The following is a 19,132-nucleotide window of genomic DNA, read 5'->3' on the forward strand; positions in this document are numbered from 1 at the left end:
TGGCCAGAGCGCTCTTATCCGACGTCATGTTTTGAACGGGCCCGTCGCTGGGCCGTTTGGGAGAGTGCCATGACCGAACGTATCCAGGAATTCCTGCGCAACCGCCGCAAGGATGGCCTCGACACCGAGCCGTGCCTCGTCGTCGACCTCGAGGTCGTGCGCGACAATTACCAGAGCTTCGCCAGGGCGCTGCCCGACAGCCGCGTGTTCTATGCCGTCAAGGCGAACCCGGCGCCGGAAGTGCTGGCCCTGCTCGCCTCCATGGGCTCCTGCTTCGATACCGCGACCGTCGCCGAGATCGAGATGGCGCTGGCCGCTGGAGCGACGCCCGACCGCATCTCCTTCGGCAACACGATCAAGAAGGAGCGCGATATCGCGCGCGCCTTCGCGCTGGGCATTCGGCTTTTCGCGGTGGACTGCGCCGCCGAGGTCGAGAAGGTCGCCCGTGCCGCCCCCGGCGCGAAGGTGTTCTGCCGCATCCTCTATGACTGCGCCGGCGCCGAATGGCCGCTGTCCCGCAAGTTCGGCTGCGACCCGGAGATGGCGGTCGAGGTGCTCGACGTCGCCAAGCGCCTTGGTTTGGAGCCGTGCGGCATCTCCTTCCATGTCGGCTCGCAGCAGCGCAAGGTGAAGGCGTGGGACCGTGCGCTGGCGATGGCCTCGCAGGTGTTCCGCGACTGCGCCGAGCGCGGCATCAACCTCTCCATGGTCAACATGGGCGGCGGCTTCCCGACCAAGTACCTCAAGGACGTGCCGCCGGTAGTGACCTACGGCCGGTCGATCTTCCGCGCGCTGCGCAAGCACTTCGGCAACCAGATCCCGGAGACCATCATCGAGCCGGGCCGCGGCATGGTGGGCAATGCCGGTATCATCGAATCCGAGGTCGTGCTCATCTCGAAGAAGAGCGACGAGGACGAGGTGCGCTGGGTGTACCTGGACATCGGCAAGTTCGGCGGTCTCGCCGAGACGATGGACGAGTCGATCCGTTACGCCATCCGTACCCGTCACGACGGTGCGGACATGACGCCGTGCGTGCTCGCGGGCCCGACCTGCGACAGCGCCGACGTGCTGTACGAGAAGACCCCGTATCCACTCCCCGTGACGCTCGAGATCGGCGACAAGGTGCTGATCGAAGGCACCGGGGCGTATACGTCGACCTACTCGTCGGTGGCGTTCAACGGCATCCCGCCGCTGAAGACGTACCACATCTGATCCGCCTCTCTCTTGAGGCCTGACGAACCCGGGAGCCGGCTTGCCGGCTCCTCCCTCACAATTTCAATTCTGACGACGTCTTGGACCGATGTGCCTCTCGCATGTCCGTTCAAGCGGGGACTGACGCGCCATGACTGCTCCTCGGAAGCCACAGATCGCCCTCACTTCGAAAGCCGCTCCGTTCGCGATCCGAGCGGAGCGTGCTGCCGACGTCGCGATGCGTGAAGCGTTGCTCGATGCCTGCTTTGGCGAGAACCGCCATGGCCGGACCTGCCAGCGCCTGCGCGACGGACGCGCGCCTGCCACAGGCCTTGCCCTGTCGGCCGTGCGCGAGGGACAGCTCGTGGGAACCGTGCGGCTGTGGCACGTCAGCGCCGGAGGCAGGCCCGCTCTGGTCCTTGGACCGCTGGCGGTCGACTCTGCCTGCCGCGAACTCGGGATCGGCGCCGCGCTGATGCATCAAGCGCTGGCCGCCGCCCGGGCGCGCGGGCATGGTGCCGTGATCCTGCTCGGCGACGCCCCGTACTACGCTCGCTTCGGCTTCTCGCCCGAGAAAACCGGCGCGTTGTCGCTGCCCGGCCCGTTCGAGCGCAACCGGCTGCTGGCGATCGAGTTTGCGGAAGGCGCGCTCGACGGCGCGGAAGGGATGATCGTTCCGACCGGAGCGGCCCTGCCCAAACGGAGGGCGGTTCGCGCTCTCCAGGCGCACGCGGCCTAAGGCATTGCGGTGATCGCAACGACCGAAGCCGCAGCCAGCGGCCATGCCCGGCTGCTGACTTGATGCTGTTCGTTTGGGGTTGCACGGGCCCGAGAAACGCCCTTTAAACCCGCGAAACATCCCTCCCTTCAGTTGAGGTCCGAGAGCATGTCCCGTCGCCTGATTTCCACCGGCTCCCCGTTCGAGAAGGCCGCCGGCTATAGCCGCGCCGTGATCGACGGCGAGTTCGCCTTCGTCGCGGGAACCACGGGCTATGACTACACGACCATGACGATGCCGGCCGACGTCACGAGCCAGTCACGCAACTGCTTCAAGACCATTGAAGCCGCCCTGAAGGAGGGTGGTTTCGAGATGGCCGACATCGTCCGCGCGACCTACTACCTCACAGACATCAAAGACGCTGACGCCCATTTCGCCGTCTGCGGCGAAGTCCTCGGCGACATCCGCCCGGCCGCAACGCTTCTGGTCGTCTCGGCGCTCTACAAGCCTGAGATGAAGGTCGAGATCGAAGTCACCGCCAAGCGCCGCAGCGCCTGATCCACACCCTCACTCTTTGTCTGCCATCACGTTCCGGAGAAACCATCCCATGAGCCCCGCCTCGCAGATCTACGCGAAGATCACCGGTCCCATTGTCATGGTCGGCTTCGGCTCTATCGGCAAAGGCACGTTGCCGCTGATCGAACGGCATCTCGATTACGACAAGTCGCGCGTCACCGTGATCGATCCCAAGGACGAGGGCCGCAAGGCGCATTGCGAGAAGCACAATGTACGCTTCATCCAGAAGGGCGTGACCAAGGACAATTATCGCGAGTTGCTGACCCCGCTACTCACCGAAGGCGGCGGTCAGGGCTTTTGTGTCAATCTTTCAGTCGACACCGGCTCCACCGACATCATGGAGCTCTGCAACGAACTTGGCGCTCTCTACATTGATACCGTCAACGAGCCCTGGCTCGGCTTCTATTTCGACGCTTCGAAGGGCCCGGAAGCGCGCTCCAACTACGCTCTTCGCGAAGTGACGCTGGCCGCCAAGAAGGCGCGCCCGGCGGGCTCCACGACGGCCGTTTCCTGCTGTGGTGCCAATCCTGGCATGGTCTCTTTCTTCGTCAAGCAGGCGCTGCTCAACGTCGCCGCGGATCTGAAGCTCAATGCCCCCAAGCCGAAGACCAAGGCCGAATGGGCGGACCTGATGCGGCAGGCCGGCGTCAAGGGCATTCACATCGCCGAACGCGACACCCAGCGCTCCAGGAACCCGAAAGAGCCTGACGTCTTCGTCAACACCTGGTCGGTGGAAGGTTTCCTGTCGGAAGGCGTGCAGCCCTCAGAACTCGGTTGGGGCACCCATGAGAAATGGATGCCGGAGAATGCGCGGACCCACGAAGCGGGCTGCGGCGCCGCCATTTATCTAATGCAGCCGGGCGCCAACACGCGCGTGCGCACCTGGTGCCCGACCCGCGGCGCGCAGTATGGCTTCCTCGTCACCCACAACGAGTCGATCTCGATCTCCGATTACTTCACGGTGCGCGACGCATCGGGCACGGCGATCTATCGGCCGACCTGTCACTATGCCTATCATCCGGCCGACGATGCCGTGCTCTCGCTGCATGAAATGTTCGGCCGCGCGGCGAAGATGCAGGAAAAGCACCACATCCTCGATGAGAACGAAATCGTCGATGGCATCGACGAGCTCGGCGTGCTGCTGTTCGGCCATGACAACAATGCCTATTGGTACGGATCGCAGCTCTCCATCGAAGAGACCCGCAGGCTTGCGCCCTACCAGAACGCCACCGGCTTGCAAGTGACCTCCGCCGTGCTCGCCGGCATGGTATGGGCGCTGGAGAATCCGAACGAAGGTATCGTCGAAGCCGACGAGATGGATTTCGAACGTCTCTTGGAAATCCAGCTGCCCTATCTCGGCCCGGTGAAGGGCTTCTACACCGATTGGACGCCGCTGACCGATCGTCCGGGACTGTTCCCGGAAGACATCGACACGAGCGATCCCTGGCAGTTCCGGAATATTCTGGTGCGGTGAGGGCTCTGCCGTCATGTCCGGCCTGTCCCGGGCATCGACGCACTTTCTTTCGCGGGACGCCAAGAACGTGGATGGCCGGACAAGCCCAGCGGTGACGCCGCAACTGGCTGTCGTTATTTCTCCTTGATCGGCGGCGCGATCTTCTCCGCAGGCGCCGCCGGCAGCGCGGGCTTGGTCGCCGCGCCTTGCGTCTGGGATTCGGGCCGTGCGGGCTCGGGAGCCGGCGTGGTCGGGCGATCACCGCCGGGCTTGGACTCCGCAGGCGTCTTGCCCTGATCGTCCGAAGGAGTGCCCTGGAGCGGTGGCGTTGCCTGCGCCATCTGCATCCGGTTCTCGGCGCGAATCTGCGCCAGCGACAGGCCCGACACCACGACGCCCGCGGCGAACAGCGAGCAGGCGATCATCAGGTCGAGTTTCAGTCTGCGCTTCTCATTGCCTGTCATGTCGATCACCGCGTTTGCCCGCGGGACCAACGAAATGGCCGCGCGCGGGTTCCGCGCCTGCCCGGGCGGGAACCGCACCCCTGCGCGCTAAAACGCCGCGCTCAATCCGTGGTGCTGACTTCCCAAGTGGCGTGGCGCACGCCCGGAAGGTGCTGGAGATCCGTCGCGACCGCGTTCAGCTCGTTCGGATCGACCGCGGTCGCTACCAGCTTTGCGACGATCTCCAGGATGTCCTCGCCGATCTCCACCAGGTCGATATCAGCAACGGAATATTTCGCGGCTTCCAACCTCTCGACGAGGCGGTCGCGCATGTCAGGCAGAGCGTCGGCCGCCACCGCTATCTTGAAGTAATAGGTCGCCTCCAGTGCCCGCTCATTCAGCGGAATGCGATTGATAGCATTGACGAGTGGACGCAGCAGTGTGTTTCCGGCGATGACGAACACGGTCAGCGCCGCGGCCTGCGCGACCATGTCGGCCCCGGCGCAGGAGCCGACCGCGGCGGAGGCCCATAGCGTCGCGGCCGTATTGAGCCCGCGCACGTCCATGCCCTGCTTCATAATGACACCGGCGCCGAGGAATCCGATGCCGGAGACGACGTAGGAGATCACCCGCACCGCGCCGGCGGCGCCATCCAGATGCATGGCGAGATCGACAAAGGCGGCGGCGCCGACCGCGACCAGCACATTGGTGCGCAGGCCCGCGGTGCGCTGGCGGTACTGCCGCTCGGCGCCGATCAGCGTCCCCAGCACGAAGGCCGTGAACAGGCTGATCAGCGTGTCTGCAAAATCGGCAATCTGGAATGTCGTCAGAAACCGCATGGTCCCCTATACGGCCGGGACCATGACAGATTAAAGCTCCAGCAGGCCGCCGTCCCCATTTTCATCCGCAAACGCCAGCAGCGTGCCCTTGGCGTTCCAGGCGAGCGCGGCCACGGGTGGCGTGCCGTTGCGGCGGACCAGGATTTCCGCACCGTCCTCCAGCCGCACCATCAGCACGGTGCCGTCGCTGTAGCCGGCGGCAAGGATATCGTTCTTGGGGTGGCAGGCCACCACGGACACGCGGGCCTGGAGCGGCGCGAGCATCGCGGGCTCCTTGCCCATCGGACCGTCCTTGCTGGCAAACGGCCACAGGATGACGGTGTCGGCGCCCGAGGTCGCCAGAGCCTTGCCGCCGGCGCTCCAGGACATCGAGCGGACGCGGCCGGGATAGCCGGTCATGCGCATGTGCCTGTTATCGGCGAGCCGCCAGCCGTGCAGCGCCGCCTCGTGCATCGCGGTGACCAGGAACTTGTTGTCCGGGCTGAAGGTGACGGCGAGATGCGAGCCGGCCCACGGGAGGAATTCGGCTGTGGCAGCCATGTTGGGAAACCACAACGTCGCGCCGTTGTAATGTGCGATCGCAAGCCGCAGGCCTTTTGGCGCGAAGGCAAGCCCGCCGACCGTCGAGGGCACTTCGATCGACTTCTCCTCGTTCTTGCCGCTCTTGACGTTCGCCGTCTTGCCAGCCGACCACGCTAAGGCGCCGTCTGGATGCAGCGCCACCGCATCGATCCAGCGCATTTTGGGGTCGGTGGCGAGCAGCGTCACCTCGCCCTTGGCATCGAGCGACACGACCTTGCCGTCGTCGCCGCCCATGACGAGGCGCTTGCCGTCGGAGGCGGTCGAGAGAATGCCGCCGCTGTGCACGGCGACCGTGCTGATCTCGCCCTTGGCGTCGACCAGCGCGACTTTCTCCTCGCCGCCGACGAAGGCGGCCCGATCGGCCAGGAAATGCGCCGAGGTCACGCCCATGCCGAGCGCGATCGGCTTGACGCGGTCGGTGACGGAGACGATCGAGGCGGAATCAGGAGCCGGCGTAAACTCTTTCATCACGAGACGATGCAGCTCTCAAAACCCTTGCGGATGGCCTCTTCCGGCAGTTCGCGGCCGATGAAGACGAGGCGGCTCTCGCGCGGCTCACCCTCCTTCCACTTCCGCTGGTGGTTGCCCTCCAGCATCATGTGGACGCCTTGGAAGACGTAGCGGTCATCGTCATCGTGGAAGGCGAGGATGCCCTTGGAGCGCAGGATCTTGCCGCCCTCGACCTGCACCAGGTTCTGGAGCCAGGGCATGAACACGTTCGGATCGAGCGGCTTGTCGGTTTTCAATGACAGCGACTGCATGTCCTCGTCGTGATAGTGCTTCAGGCCATGGCCGTGATGATGGTCGTGACCACGGTGGTGATGATCATGGTCGTGATCATGATCATCGGCCTCAAGGAAATCCGGCTCGATGTCGAGGATGCGGTCGAGGTCGAACGCGCCGCGATCGAGCACGTCAGCCAGCGCCACCGAACAGCGCTCGGTGCGATGCAGCTTCGCATAGGGATTGATGGCGCGGATGCGGGCCTCGACCTCCGCGAGCTCGCCCTTGTTGACGAGATCGGTCTTGTTCAGCACGATCACGTCGGCGAACGCGATCTGGTTCTTCGCCTCGGGCGCGTCTTTCAGCCGGTCGGACAACCACTTTGCATCGGCGACCGTCACCACTGCGTCGAGCCGCGCGTTTTTCTGCACGTCCTCGTCGACGAAGAAGGTCTGGGCGACGGGCGCGGGATCGGCAAGGCCCGTGGTCTCGACGATGATGGCGTCGAACTTCCCCTTGCGCTTCATCAAGCCGTCCATGATGCGCACGAGGTCGCCGCGCACGGTGCAGCAGATGCAACCGTTGTTCATCTCGAACACTTCCTCATCGGCGCCGATGATGAGATCGTTGTCGATGCCGATCTCGCCGAATTCGTTGACGATGACAGCGTATTTCTTGCCGTGGTTTTCCGACAGGATGCGATTCAAAAGCGTGGTCTTGCCGGCACCGAGATAGCCGGTCAGGACGGTCACGGGAATTTTTGGGGAGGTCACTTCAGACATAACAACTCCGGATTTCGGGCTTTCGCGCGACGCGAGGCGGGGTGGCCCCCTGCCCTAATGGTCAAGCGCGCTGATCAGGGCCTTTATATTGTGCCTGACCATGTCAATGTAAGTGGGTGCAGGCCCCTTTTCGCCGGTTAAACCGTCGGAAATCAGGGTCCCGCCGACCTTTGCGCCGGTCTCGGCCGCGATCCGCCGGATCAGCCGGTCATCGCTGATATTTTCCAGGAATACTGCCGGGATTTTTTCGGCCTTGATCTGGCCGATGATCGCGGCGATGTCGCGCGCGCTGGGCTCGGTCTCCGTGGAGACGCCCAAGGGGGCGATGAACCGGATACCGTATTCGGCGGAAAAATAGCCGAAGGCGTCGTGGGTGGAGATCACCTTGCGCCGCTCCAGTGGGATTCTCGCCACGGCTTCGCGGACCTCACTGTCGAGGGCTTCGAGTGTTTCCAGATAGGCTTTGGCCCGAGCGCGGAAGAACTCCGCGTCATCCGGGGCAGCAGCGGCGAGCGCATTGGCGATATCGGTGACGTAGATCTTGGTATTGGGGATGGACTGCCAAGCGTGGGGATCTGCGGCCGAACCCAATTTCAGGGGCGTGATACCGGCGCTTGCAGTCACGACCGTCGCCTTGCTGCCGGAGGATTGCACGAGCCGCGGCAGCCATCCCTCGAGGCCGAGCCCGTTGACGACGACGAGCTTTGCATCGGCGATCCGCTTCGCATCGCTCGGCGCAGGCGTGTAGACGTGGACGTCGCTGTCGGCGCCGACCAGCGTGGTCAGATTGATCCGGTCACCACCGACATTGCGGACGAAATCGGCCAGGATCGAGAAGCTCGCGACCACGTTGAGCCGCTCGGCGGCGTGCAGCGGCGAGGCGATCAGCAACAGCGCGCAAAGCAGGATGAGCCGCATCGTCACGCTTCCAGATGCCGGCCGGGAAACAATTGCCGGACGATACCGCCGACGCGGCCGAACAGGACGGAGGCCACGTAGAGCACCGTCGCCACGAGAATGATCGCAGGGCCCGACGGCACTCGGGTCTGGAACGACAGCACGAGGCCGGCATAGCCCGAAACCGCGGCAGCAATCACGGCGATGCAGATCATGGCGGTGAGATCGCGCGACCAGAATCGCGCAATGCCGGCCGGCAGGATCATGAGGCCGACCGCAAGCAGCGTGCCGAGCGCCTGAAAGCCGTTGACGAGGTTGATCACGACGAGCGCGAGGAAGGCGAGATGCGCAGGGCCCCCGGCGCGACTCACCGTGCGCAGGAACAAGGGATCGACGCTCTCGATCACCAGCGGGCGGTAGATCACCGCAAGCACCAGGAGCGTCACCGTGGCGTTGAAGGCCACCACTAGCAGCGTCTGGTCGTCCATCGCGAGAATGTTGCCGAACAGTACATGCAACAGGTCGATATTGGTCCCCTTGATCGAGACGATGGTAACGCCGAGCGCCAGCGAGGCCAGGTAGAAGGTGGCCAGCGAAGCGTCCTCCTTCAGCCCGGTCGAGCGCGCGACCACACCGGCGAGGATTGCGACCGCAAAGCCGGCGATCAGGCCGCCGGCGGTCATCGCGAACAGGTTGAGCCCGGAGAGCAGGAAGCCAACGGCGGCGCCCGGCAGGATCGCATGTGCCATGGCATCGCCGACGAGGCTCATCCGCCGCAGCATCAGGAACACGCCGATCGGCGCGCCTGCCAGCGACAGTGCGATCACGGCGGCGAGTGCCCGCCGCATGAACTCGAATTCGGTGAACGGACCGATCAGCGCGTCATAGGCCATTTGCAATCACGCCGCCTGCGACCGCCCGTCGTCGCCGGCGCAGGCCGCCGCGCTGTCGTCGAAAGCCTCGCACATCCGCATCGCAACCATCAGGTTTTCCGGCGTCAGCACCTCGGCCGTCGGTCCCCAGGCCACGGGGCCGCGCGCCAGCACCAGTGTCTCGCTGAAATGGGTACGCACCATCTCCATATCGTGCAGCGCGGCCAGCACGGTGCGGCCCTCGGTGTGCCAATTCTTCACCAGCGCGAGCAGATCGGCCGTGGTCTTGCTGTCGATGGCGTTGAAGGGCTCGTCGAGCACGATCAGACTCGCGTCCTGAAGCAGCACCCGGGCGAACAGCACGCGTTGCATCTGGCCGCCGGAGAGCGTGCCGATCGGACGGTTCTCGAAACCGTTGAGGCCAACGGCGGCAATTGCGCGCAGGATTTTGTCCCGCGCAGCCTTGCCGATGCCGCCGAACAGGCCGGTCCCGCGCCACAGCCCGGTGCCGACGAAATCGAACACCGAGATCGGAAAGCTGCGGTCGATCTCGGCGCTCTGCGGCAGGTAGGCGATGTCCCTGCTGTCGAGGCCGCCGAGGTGGATGCTGCCGTCGAGCGGCTTGAGGATGCCGACGATGCCGCGCAGCAGCGTCGACTTGCCGGCGCCGTTCGGGCCGATCACTGCGACCAGCGCGCCGGATGCGACCTCGCCATTGAGATGGTGCACGGCCGGATGCCGGTCATAGCCGAGCGTGACGTTGTGGAAGTGCAGTGCCGCCATGGTCACCTCATCGCCAGAAAGACCATGCCCCAGAGCACCGCGCAGACAGCGAGCGCGGCCGCGAGGCGGCCGGCCATGGTCATGCGCAGGATCGACCAGGGGGCCGCCTGGGCCGGATGCGGCGAAGCGGGATCATGGACATGGGCATGGGTGTGGTCATGCCCCTGCGAATGCACGTGGTCGTGGGAGTGGTCGTGATGACGGGCGTGAGACACGGCGGGAACCATGCGAGGACGTTATATTATAACATTGCGTCTGTCCACGCCGGGCTCAAGGCTTGCCGATCAGCATGGCGATGGCGGCCGCCACGAACGGGAACGGCACCGATACGGCGCAGCGGAACCAGACGAAACGAGCCGGCATGAATGGGATCTCCCACAGGATCACCCGCTGGAACGCGAACAGGGCCCAGGCGACGACATAGGCAACCACCTGGGGCACCCCGCCGCCCGACTTCAGCGCCACCGTGCCGATGGAGAAGCCGATGACAGGTCCGCCCGGCGTGGCGGCACCGGCGACCACGGCGGACGCGACCCCGAGCCATCCGCTGTCCGGCCCGAGCCACCCGGTGATCACCTGCTGCGGGATGATGGCGGCGATGTAGCCGGAGCCGATCACCCCCAGCGCGATCCGCGGCACGATGTTGATGAAGTCCAGCGAGCCTTCGCGCAGCGAAGCGCTGAACACGGCAGGGCCGCGGCCGAAGGCGATCAGGCCGACGCCGAACACCGAACTCCACAACAAGATGTCGATCAGAAGCGCGGCGCTCACGTCTCGTCATCCTTCGTCATCGGCTTCGGATAGAGCCGGACATAGACGAAGCGGCCGAGCGCGCCGGCGAGCACCGGCAGCGGCAGCGAGATCACGATCCGCCACAGCGTGAAATCGGTGCCCATGATCGGGATTTCCCATGCCACCGCCCGACCGTAGCCGATCAGGGTCCAGCTCACGACCATGGCGATGGTGGCTCCGAAATCGGCGCCGACCGCGAGCAGCGCGCTCGCGACCGGATAGGCGGTGAAGGGACCGCCCGGCAGGATCGCGCCGAAGGCGGTGCCGATCAGAAGCCCCATCAGGCCGGATTTCGGCCCGAGCGAGCGCGAGACCTTTTCGTGCGGCAGGATCTCCGAGATGAACGCACCGAGCAGACAGCCGGCCAGCACGCGCGGCAGGATGCCGCCGAACAGCGAAAGGTCGTGGGTGAGAATGTCGAGAACACCGCCCGTGCCGTCACGCCGCCAGACCAGAGCGGCGCTCACCGCCACCAGGACCGCGATGATGATGGTCGACCAGCCGATCGGCTTGCGCACACGCCCAGGCCGCGGCTCGGAGTCCGCGTCCTCGGCAGACGCCGGGTCTTTCGGGGAAGGTTCTGACAAACGGGCTTGGGTCGGATCGAGGGGATGCCCGTCCTGATTAAGCGCGCCGGCGATGTGATGCAAACGGTGTGATGACACACCCATGCGCGCACCGCGCAAGGCAATTCCGCATAGCAAAAAGGCGGCCGCAGACGACCGCCTTGTCTGTCATTCCGGGACGCACGAAGTGCGAACCCGGAATCTCGAGATTCCGGGTCTGGTGCTGGCGCACCATCCCGGAATGACGAGATGAGACCTCACGCCTTCTCGAACAGGGACTCGACGTATTCCCAGTTCACGAGGTTCTCGACGAACGCCTTGAGATAGTCCGGACGGCGGTTCCGATAGTCGATGTAGTAGGAGTGCTCCCAGACGTCGCAGCCGAGGATCGGGGTGGCGCCGTGCACCAGCGGATTCTCGCCGTTCGGGGTCTTGGAGATCTCAAGCTTGCCGTTCTTGACCTGGAGCCAGCACCAGCCGGAGCCAAACTGGCCGACGCCGGCCGCCTGGAAGTCGGTCTTGAACTTCTCGAAGCCGCCGAGGTCCTCGTTGATCTTCTTCTCGAGCTTGCCCGGCAGCTTGGTGCCGCCGCCATTGGGCTTCATCCAGCTCCAGAAATGAATGTGATTGTAGTGCTGGCCGGCATTGTTGAACACCGCGGGGTTCTTGCCGAACGAGCCCTTGACGATCTCTTCAAGGGATTGGCCTTCCCATTCGGTCCCCTTGAGCGCGTTGTTGCCGTTGGTGACGTAGGCCTGATGATGCTTGTCGTGATGATATTCCAGCGTCTCCTTCGACATGTACTGGCCGAGGGCGTCATAGGCGTAAGGGAGGGGGGGCAGCGTAAAGGTCATGGCTTCTTGTCCGCAACTGGTGGGAACGAGTTCTAACGGTCACCCCTTATAGAAGGTTCCGTGGCCGTTAAATACCGCCAATTTGCGAAAATGCGTGAGGCGGACGCTTGGCACGATTGCATAAATCGTCGCAGCACGCGGGCATTCGCGCGGCTGGGTGCCCTGGTACAAAATAACATTGCCTTTGAGGCGCTTATCCCAGAACGAATGCATCAACCGACGTTGCGAAAGAGAAAGTCATGAGCATCGAAATCGACATCCTGAACGGCGACGCCTCGTGGCCGATCGCAGAGCCGCTGCACCAGGCGGTCTGGGGCCCGCACATGGTCGCGGATAAGCCCTGGGCTCATGTCAAATGGGCCAATGCCGATCTCCGCGTGCTGATCGAAACGCCCGAGGATGGTCTCGTCTGCCATGTCGGCGTCTACTTCCGAACCGTCACCTGGAACGGGCAGAAGGTCCATGTCGGCGGCATCGGCGGCGTCTGCACCCGCGAGGACCGGCGCGGCCGCGGCTACGCGACCATGGCGATGGACGCGGCGGTGCACACCATGCGCGCCAACGAGGCGGTGCGCTTCGCGCTGCTGTTCTGCGAGCCGCACAATTTCGCGTTCTACGAGGCGCGCAGATGGCAGCCCTTCAAGGGCGAGGTCTATTGCGAACAGCCGGAGGGCCGAATCCGCTTCGACTACATGGCACCCTACGTCTTCGACATCGTCCGCGCGCCGACGCTGGGCACCATCGACCTATGCGGCCTGCCGTGGTGAGCCCTGCGTGAGCAAGGGCTGCGCCGGCCGCCTCACGCCCTATAATATGTCAACCATCATTTAACGTCCCGCCCGGTGAACATGACGATCGACGCCTCTGCAGACGCCGTCCCGCCGATTGCGCCGGTCGCCTCCCCCATCGCCAGCCTGCTGACGGCGCCGATCCTGCCGACATTGCTGCGGCTCACGATTCCCAACATGATCGCGATGGTCGGCAGCACGCTGGTTGCGATCGCCGAGACCTCCTATATCGGCCGGCTCGGCACCATCCCGCTCGCCGCGATCGCGCTGGTGTTTCCGTTCGCAATGCTGACGCAGATGATGAGCGCGGGCGCGATGGGTGGTGGCGTCTCCTCCGCGATCAGCCGCGCGCTCGGGGCGGGAGATCGCGACCGCGCCGCGACGCTCGCGCTGCATGCGGCCATCATAGGCCTCTGCGGCGGGCTGTTCTTCACGGTGATGATGCTCGTGTTCGGCCGCTCGTTCTTTGCGCTGCTCGGCGGCCGCGAGCGCGTGCTCGAGGAGGCCAGCGGCTATTCGCAGGTGCTGTTCTCCGGCGCCGTCGCGATCTGGCTCGTCAACACGCTGGCCTCGGCAATCCGCGGCACCGGCGATATGCGTCTGCCTTCGATGACGCTGATCGGGGCGAGCGTGCTCCAGGTCGCGCTCGGCGGCACCCTCGGCCTCGGCCTGTTCGGCGTGAAGCAGTTCGGCATGCCGGGCGTAGCGAGCGGCCAGCTGATCGCGTTCAGCTGCGCCGCGGTCTTTTTGCTCTGGTATCTCTTGTCCGGCCGCAGCCGATTGCAGCTCGACGTCCGCGCCTTCCATTTCGAGCGGGCGATGTTCCTGGACATTCTCAAGGTGGGCGCGGTGGCTTGCCTGTCGCCCCTCCAGACCGTGCTCACCATTCTGATCTTCACAAAAATCCTCGCGACCTTCGGCACCGAGATGCTGGCCGGCTACGGCATCGGGTCGCGGCTGGAATTCCTGCTGATCCCGATCACCTTCGCCTTCGGCATCGCATCGGTGCCGATGGTCGGCATGGCAATCGGCGCCGGACATTTGAAGCGCGCGCGGCGCGTGGCCTGGACCGCGGCGACCGCCTCCGGGCTCACGGTCGGCCTGATCGGCCTCGTGATCGCGCTCGATCCGTCGCTATGGGTCGCGCTCTTCACACGGGATCCCGGCGTAACCGCCGCTGCCTACAGCTATTTCTACTGGGCAGGTCCGGCTTTCGTGTTCTTCGGCATGGGCGTATCGTTGTATTTCTCCTCACAAGGCGCGGCGCGCGTCGGCGGGCCCGTGCTCGCCTCCACGGCGCGGCTCCTGATCGTCGCGGTCGGCGGCGTCAGCCTCATGATGGTGCAGGCGCCGGCCTGGACCTTGTTCGCTCTGGTCGGCGGCGCCATGGTCGTGTTCGGGCTGTCGACCGCCGCCTCGGTCGCCTTCGTGCGCTGGGGCAAATGAGCGCAGGCGAATAGGCGCACGCAATAAGCGCGGGAATGTGATTCTATCCAGCGTTGCACTATCCTGCCGGCCTGCTATGGGAGGCGCCTTCATTTTCGGGGGCACTCTCCATGTTCAGCAGATTCGCGCTTCCCTTCGTCGTCCTGGCTGCACTGCTTGGCGCAGCGAGCGCCCATGCGCAGAGCGCCGATGGCACTTGGCTCACCCAGGCAGGCGATGCGCGCGTGAAGATCAGCAGATGCGGCGGTGGCATCTGCGGCCACATCGTCTGGCTGCGCGAACCCTATGACACCGCGACCGGCCAGCCCGCGACCGACAGCAAGAATCCCAATCCCGCGCTCGCGAAGCGTCCGATGATCGGCCTGCCATTGTTCAGCGACATGCAGCCGTCAGCTCCGAACAAATGGTCGGGCCAGATCTACAATGCCGACGACGGCAGCACCTATGCGAGCAGCGTCACGGTGACGGGCGCGGATTCGTTGCGGGTCGAAGGCTGCGTCGGCGCACTCTGCGGCGGCGAGACCTGGACGCGCGCGGGACGCTAGCGGTTCACGCCACCATCGCCTTCAACGCCGTGGCAGCCGAGGCATAGCCGCCCCGCGCGCCGTCGATGAAATGGACGTGATCACTGCGCAGCGCCGAGGGCGTGAAGCAGGTCATCATCGCCGCGTCCTGCTGGTAGAGGCCGTAGCGCACGATGCCATCGCGCGCGGCCGCAGCGAGACGATCGCTCAGCGCGCGTTCGAGCTCGGCCGTACAGTCGAGGATCATGCGCAGTCCGTCGTCATATTTCCTGAAGTCCGAGTTCTCGACCACCTGACGCTTGTAGACGTTTGGCACGAAGCCGCCGACCTTGATGTCGAAGCGCATGATCAGATAGGCGAACAACGTGTAGGCCAGGACGGTGGCGCGGCGCACGAGCAGAGGGCCGCGGCGCTTGGTGCGGGCTTCATAATCCAGCCCCTGCGGCGGCCATTTCAGCGGCGGCCCCTGCGCCGGCACTGGACGGCCGGCATCCGGACTGCGCTCGGCGAGATGGATGACGTCCTCGATCACCTTGCGGAAAGCCAGCGGGTCAGCGCCGCGCGCCGGCATCACCAGCACCGAGAGAATCAATCCGCGTGACGCAGGCATTACCTCGAAGCGGCAGGACAGGCCGGAGAGATCGGGCTGCGTACCGTTTGGCGCTTCAGCCACCGCGAACTCGCCGCGCTTCATCGCGGCGTCCGCCCAGGCCAGGCCGCCGCCGGAGAACATCGCATAGGACAGGTTCGCCGACGGACCGAAGCGTGCGACGCGTACGTCAAGGCCCTGCGCACGGATGGCGCTGACCGGCACCAGGGCGACGCGCATCTTCAGATCGAGGTCCTCCCGTACCCAGGTCGCGGTTGCCGCCAGCGCGTCGCGGGCAAGTTCAAGATCGTGAGGCGCGACCGCAAAGCTCGCTCCGTCGCCGCCGAACACGAAAGGGAATTCGCGCCCCTCCAACGCGTTCGTCACCGCCGCGATCACGGCGGCGCCGGCCATGTTCACCGCTTTGTAGCGCTGCGCCGCGATCGCCTTGGTGGAATCGACGATGTCCGCAACGCCGATGCTCCAATTGTTCGGCAGCGGCGAATACAGCACCGGATCCATCAGGCTGGTGAAACCGCGGAAGACCGGAATGCCGCCGTAAAAGGATTCGCCTGATGTCATCGGGGGATGCCGGATGGTTGGGATGGCACGTTGAAAAACAGATACGCGGCAGGACCGATCAGGGTTCGCCGGCCGGTCTCGCCGCGACGTCCCGATCATTGGCCAAATGGAGCTGAACAACAAGCTCGCACCGCGATGCAATGTCGCACTTTGATCGACATCAACGGCGCATCGCAAATGGTGTTTACTCTTGATTTATCGAAAATGATTGCCGCGGAATCATCGAAGCGTCCGCCTTCGGCCACGAGGACGCGACCTCACCCGTACGCCGGCATACGGGCCTCGACGCAATCGCCGGTGAAGATGCCGGAAAGGCCGACCGCCGCCGTCGCCGATTGATTTGCCGAAGACCTTGATGGCACCGGACGTGAGCGGCTAGTGCAGCTTCTCGTCCTGACGCTTGCGCAAGACATCGAGAGAGGCGTCATGACAGCCGATCAGACGCACGAATTGCTGCGGATACATCTCATGGCCGTTGCCACCGAAATTCTGATGCGTCATCGGCGGACAACGGCCGTCATCGGACGTCGCGCGGGATTGCTCCGTCTGGCCCTGATTTGAAGGGGTCATGTCAGGCATGGTCATGACTGCTCCCTGTCGGTTAGGGCAGACGGATTGACGTAACCCAGCCGGTTGCGAGGCATCTTACGACCACATCCGGTGAATTGAAATTGGGCCGGATCAACTCTATGGCGGCGGCGGAGTTCCGCTTATGCCGTATTCCCCGCGTCGATCGTGAACACGGTGCCAGTGACGTTGCGCCCGCCCTCGCCGAGCAGATATTCCACCATGCGCGCGACGTCCTCGGTCTCGGGCAGGCGGCGCAGCGCGCTGCGGCCGGCGATGCGCTTGCGTCCCTCGTCGGAGAGATTGTGCGTCAGCTCGGTCTCGATGAAACCCGGCGCGATCGCGTTCACGGTGATGCCGAGCTTGCCGACCTCGCGCGCCAGCGAGCGGGTGAAGCCGGTGGCAGCGGCCTTGGTGGCGCCATAGACCGAGAGGCCGTTATAGCCGGTGGTGGCGATGATAGATGAGATGTTGATGATGCGGCCGGCGCCATCGGCCATCATCTGCCGCGCCACGTATTTGGTGAGGATAATCGGCGACAGCACGTTGAGCTGCACCAGCGCCGCGATCTCGGAATTGTGCATGGTCGCGAGCAGGCCTTCGGTGCCGAGGCCGGCATTGTTGACGAGGCCGTAGATCGGGCCGAATTCGTCGCGGACGAGCTTTGCGAACGCCGGGATCGCATCGATCACGGCGAGATCGCAGGCGCGGAAATGCAGGCGTCCTTCGGACCCGGCGATCCCGGCCTTGAGCTCCTCGCTCTCGCGCCGTGCGGCCGCAATCACGTTGAAGCCGGCGCCGGCGAGGCGCCTTGCAATCGCAAGGCCGATGCCGCGGCTGCCGCCGGTGACTAGAACGTTATGCATCGGTGCGCGCCAGTTTGCCGGCCGGAGTGACATCGAGCGCCTCGACGAAGCGGATGACCGCCGGCACCTTGTGTGAGGCGAGTTGCGCGCGGCACTGATCCAGAATCTGGTCGCGGATCTCTTTCGTGCGCGCAGGATCGCAGCCGTCGGCGAGAATCACGTCGGCGACAACGATGCCGCCGGTGATCGGACTGCGGCGGGATTTGGCCCGTGACATCCGCACGTCGGGATGGCGGTTGATCACCGCCTCGATCTCCTCGGGGTGAACCTTCAGCCCGCCGATATTGATGATGCCGCCGCGGCGGCCGATGAAATAATAGCGATCGCCGCGCAACTCGACGATGTCGCCGCTGTCGACAAACCCATCCGCGTCGGTGAGCGCGGCAGCGTCGCGGCCAATGTAAGCATGTGCGGTGCGCGTCGAGCGAATGCGCAGCGAGCCGTCGACCACCTTCATCTCGACACCATTGCGGTTGCCGAGATAGTTGGCGGGAAAGCCCTCAAGCCCGTCATTGACAGCAAAGCCGACGCCGGCCTCGGTCGAGGCATAGGCATGACCGACCGAGGCATTGGGAAATGCCGCCTTCAGGCCGTCCAGCACCGCCTGATCGGCGATCTCGCCGGAGAGACGGACGTAGGCCGGCGCGAACTGTGCCGCCGAGCCGCTCATCAGGAGCTTGCGCCAGTGCGAGGGCGTGCCGGAAATATGCGATACGCCGCGCGCGTTCAGCCGCACGACGTGATCGGCCAACGCCTCATGCGGATCCGACAGCACCATGGAGCCGCCGGAGAGGATGGCGCGGAGGAAGATTTGCAGGCCGCCATAGCGGCGGATGTCGTAAAACGTCGCCCATACCGGCGCGGGCCCGCGCGGCGGACCTTCGGCGACGATCGCGCCGGTGAGAGCTTCCAGCGTGTGGCCGACGATCTTTGGCACGCCCGAGGTGCCCGAGGTGAGCATCAGCCATTCCGTGGCACGTTCGGTCTTCGCCGGCGCGGCCGCTTCGAGCGGCAATTGCGCCGTGACGATGAGCGCGACACCGGTGTTGGTCCAGCCATCGTCGTCGTCGGTGACGACAGCATCGATCCCGGCATCCGCGATCAACGTGTCGAGATACGCCGGCTTGAGATCGGGTGGGCATAACAGCATGCGACGGGCAATGCCGTCGAGCTCGATCATGGCAAGGCCGGACCGGAGCTGGTCGGATAGCTTGAGGAGCACGCAGCGGCCGGACAATTCGCGCAGACAGCCACCCAGGACCGTGTGCGACAGGATGTCCGTCAGCGACACAACATGGTGCGCGCCCGAGAGCGTGCGGCCCTTCAGCTCCGCGCCGAGATGGTCGCGAAGCGCAAAGATCTCACGCGGGGACATTTTCGTAGGCCCGCACGAAATCGCCGACGGTCGCGGGGAACGATGCGTCCTCGGAAATGGTGAAGGGGTCGACGCCGGTCTCGTCTTCGAGGCGCGCAACCAAGATCGCGAAGGCGAGCGAGTCGAAGCCCGTCTCGTGCAGGGACAGATCGTCCGAGAGTGCGGGAAGCGTGACGTGCTGCTCCTTGGCGATCTGCTGGATCGCTTCAATGACCTTAGACCTTACCGACATGGCTGGCTCGCTTGTTGTTATCGATTGTTCGCGTTGCGGCGGCTCTTGCTGACCGCCTCCCCATGACCGCCTGTGTACCCGACAGAAGTAAA

Annotated in this window: 23 protein-coding genes; 7 read left to right on the plus strand and 16 right to left on the minus strand. The window is 64.8% G+C overall.

The window, feature by feature from the left end:
• Nucleotides 1-69: 69 nt before the first annotated feature.
• The 4 genes from IVA91_RS22520 (at nt 70) to IVA91_RS22535 (ending at nt 3,959) form a co-directional block, all read left to right on the plus strand.
• A complete protein-coding gene (locus IVA91_RS22520; RefSeq protein WP_247277703.1) occupies nt 70-1,212 on the plus strand; it encodes a type III PLP-dependent enzyme in 1,143 nt (380 codons plus the stop codon).
• A 130-nt stretch (nt 1,213-1,342) separates the two neighbouring features.
• On the plus strand, nt 1,343-1,930 hold the full coding sequence (locus IVA91_RS22525; RefSeq protein WP_247277704.1) for an N-acetyltransferase: 588 nt from the start codon (nt 1,343-1,345) through the stop codon (nt 1,928-1,930).
• A 147-nt stretch (nt 1,931-2,077) separates the two neighbouring features.
• Complete coding sequence (locus tag IVA91_RS22530) at nt 2,078-2,467, plus strand: RidA family protein (protein ID WP_247277705.1); 390 nt, start codon at nt 2,078-2,080, stop codon at nt 2,465-2,467.
• Nucleotides 2,468-2,516: 49 nt separating this feature from the next.
• Nucleotides 2,517-3,959 (plus strand): homospermidine synthase, encoded by a 1,443-nt coding sequence (locus IVA91_RS22535; protein ID WP_247277706.1) that lies wholly within the window; start codon nt 2,517-2,519, stop codon nt 3,957-3,959.
• A gap of 113 nt (nt 3,960-4,072) precedes the next feature.
• Here IVA91_RS22535 and IVA91_RS22540 read toward each other — a convergent pair whose 3' ends face one another.
• The 11 genes from IVA91_RS22540 to IVA91_RS22590 all read right to left on the minus strand — a co-directional run bounded on the left by IVA91_RS22540 (nt 4,073) and on the right by IVA91_RS22590 (nt 12,071).
• Nucleotides 4,073-4,402 (minus strand): hypothetical protein, encoded by a 330-nt coding sequence (locus IVA91_RS22540; RefSeq protein WP_247277762.1) that lies wholly within the window; start codon nt 4,400-4,402, stop codon nt 4,073-4,075.
• A gap of 101 nt (nt 4,403-4,503) precedes the next feature.
• On the minus strand, nt 4,504-5,220 hold the full coding sequence (locus tag IVA91_RS22545; protein WP_247417136.1) for an MgtC/SapB family protein: 717 nt from the start codon (nt 5,218-5,220) through the stop codon (nt 4,504-4,506).
• A gap of 30 nt (nt 5,221-5,250) precedes the next feature.
• Nucleotides 5,251-6,270 (minus strand): WD40 repeat domain-containing protein, encoded by a 1,020-nt coding sequence (locus IVA91_RS22550; RefSeq protein WP_247277707.1) that lies wholly within the window; start codon nt 6,268-6,270, stop codon nt 5,251-5,253.
• Nucleotides 6,270-7,307 (minus strand): GTP-binding protein, encoded by a 1,038-nt coding sequence (locus IVA91_RS22555; protein WP_247277708.1) that lies wholly within the window; start codon nt 7,305-7,307, stop codon nt 6,270-6,272. Before IVA91_RS22555 ends, IVA91_RS22550 begins: the two co-directional genes overlap by 1 nt.
• A 54-nt stretch (nt 7,308-7,361) precedes the next feature.
• Nucleotides 7,362-8,225: a zinc ABC transporter substrate-binding protein gene (locus IVA91_RS22560; protein WP_247277709.1), complete on the minus strand. Its 864-nt coding sequence runs from the start codon at nt 8,223-8,225 to the stop codon at nt 7,362-7,364.
• Between the two features lie 2 nt (nt 8,226-8,227).
• On the minus strand, nt 8,228-9,097 hold the full coding sequence (locus IVA91_RS22565) for a metal ABC transporter permease (RefSeq protein ID WP_247277710.1): 870 nt from the start codon (nt 9,095-9,097) through the stop codon (nt 8,228-8,230).
• A gap of 6 nt (nt 9,098-9,103) precedes the next feature.
• Nucleotides 9,104-9,859: an ABC transporter ATP-binding protein gene (locus IVA91_RS22570; protein ID WP_247277711.1), complete on the minus strand. Its 756-nt coding sequence runs from the start codon at nt 9,857-9,859 to the stop codon at nt 9,104-9,106.
• A 2-nt stretch (nt 9,860-9,861) separates the two neighbouring features.
• Entirely contained in the window at nt 9,862-10,086 is a 225-nt protein-coding gene (locus IVA91_RS22575) for a hypothetical protein (protein WP_247277712.1), read from the minus strand.
• Nucleotides 10,087-10,129: 43 nt separating this feature from the next.
• Nucleotides 10,130-10,630, minus strand: coding sequence for a hypothetical protein (locus IVA91_RS22580; protein ID WP_247277713.1), 501 nt, complete (start codon nt 10,628-10,630; stop codon nt 10,130-10,132).
• Entirely contained in the window at nt 10,627-11,238 is a 612-nt protein-coding gene (locus tag IVA91_RS22585; RefSeq protein WP_247277714.1) for a permease, read from the minus strand. The genes IVA91_RS22580 and IVA91_RS22585 overlap by 4 nt, the downstream gene beginning before the upstream one ends.
• A gap of 236 nt (nt 11,239-11,474) precedes the next feature.
• Nucleotides 11,475-12,071 (minus strand): superoxide dismutase, encoded by a 597-nt coding sequence (locus IVA91_RS22590; RefSeq protein WP_247277715.1) that lies wholly within the window; start codon nt 12,069-12,071, stop codon nt 11,475-11,477.
• Nucleotides 12,072-12,310: 239 nt separating this feature from the next.
• Between IVA91_RS22590 and IVA91_RS22595 the strand changes: the two genes are divergently transcribed.
• From IVA91_RS22595 to IVA91_RS22605, 3 genes are all read left to right on the plus strand, one after another.
• A complete protein-coding gene (locus IVA91_RS22595) occupies nt 12,311-12,838 on the plus strand; it encodes a GNAT family N-acetyltransferase (RefSeq protein WP_247277716.1) in 528 nt (175 codons plus the stop codon).
• Nucleotides 12,839-12,919: 81 nt separating this feature from the next.
• Complete coding sequence (locus tag IVA91_RS22600; protein ID WP_247277717.1) at nt 12,920-14,305, plus strand: MATE family efflux transporter; 1,386 nt, start codon at nt 12,920-12,922, stop codon at nt 14,303-14,305.
• 110 nt (nt 14,306-14,415) lie between these two features.
• Complete coding sequence (locus tag IVA91_RS22605) at nt 14,416-14,850, plus strand: DUF2147 domain-containing protein (RefSeq protein ID WP_247277718.1); 435 nt, start codon at nt 14,416-14,418, stop codon at nt 14,848-14,850.
• 4 nt (nt 14,851-14,854) lie between these two features.
• Here IVA91_RS22605 and IVA91_RS22610 read toward each other — a convergent pair whose 3' ends face one another.
• The 5 genes from IVA91_RS22610 to IVA91_RS22630 all read right to left on the minus strand — a co-directional run bounded on the left by IVA91_RS22610 (nt 14,855) and on the right by IVA91_RS22630 (nt 19,040).
• Nucleotides 14,855-16,000, minus strand: coding sequence for a DUF3095 domain-containing protein (locus IVA91_RS22610; protein ID WP_247277719.1), 1,146 nt, complete (start codon nt 15,998-16,000; stop codon nt 14,855-14,857).
• 375 nt (nt 16,001-16,375) lie between these two features.
• Nucleotides 16,376-16,585, minus strand: a complete 210-nt coding sequence (locus IVA91_RS22615) for a hypothetical protein (RefSeq protein WP_247277720.1) — start codon at nt 16,583-16,585, stop codon at nt 16,376-16,378.
• A gap of 125 nt (nt 16,586-16,710) precedes the next feature.
• A complete protein-coding gene (locus IVA91_RS22620) occupies nt 16,711-17,433 on the minus strand; it encodes an SDR family NAD(P)-dependent oxidoreductase (protein ID WP_247277721.1) in 723 nt (240 codons plus the stop codon).
• Nucleotides 17,426-18,808, minus strand: a complete 1,383-nt coding sequence (locus IVA91_RS22625) for a fatty acid--CoA ligase family protein (RefSeq protein WP_247459126.1) — start codon at nt 18,806-18,808, stop codon at nt 17,426-17,428. The genes IVA91_RS22620 and IVA91_RS22625 overlap by 8 nt, the downstream gene beginning before the upstream one ends.
• Nucleotides 18,795-19,040, minus strand: a complete 246-nt coding sequence (locus IVA91_RS22630; RefSeq protein ID WP_247277723.1) for an acyl carrier protein — start codon at nt 19,038-19,040, stop codon at nt 18,795-18,797. Before IVA91_RS22630 ends, IVA91_RS22625 begins: the two co-directional genes overlap by 14 nt.
• Nucleotides 19,041-19,132: the final 92 nt, after the last annotated feature.

The sequence above is a fragment of the Bradyrhizobium sp. 153 genome, assembly GCF_023073835.1.
Classification (GTDB): Bacteria; Pseudomonadota; Alphaproteobacteria; order Rhizobiales; family Xanthobacteraceae; genus Bradyrhizobium.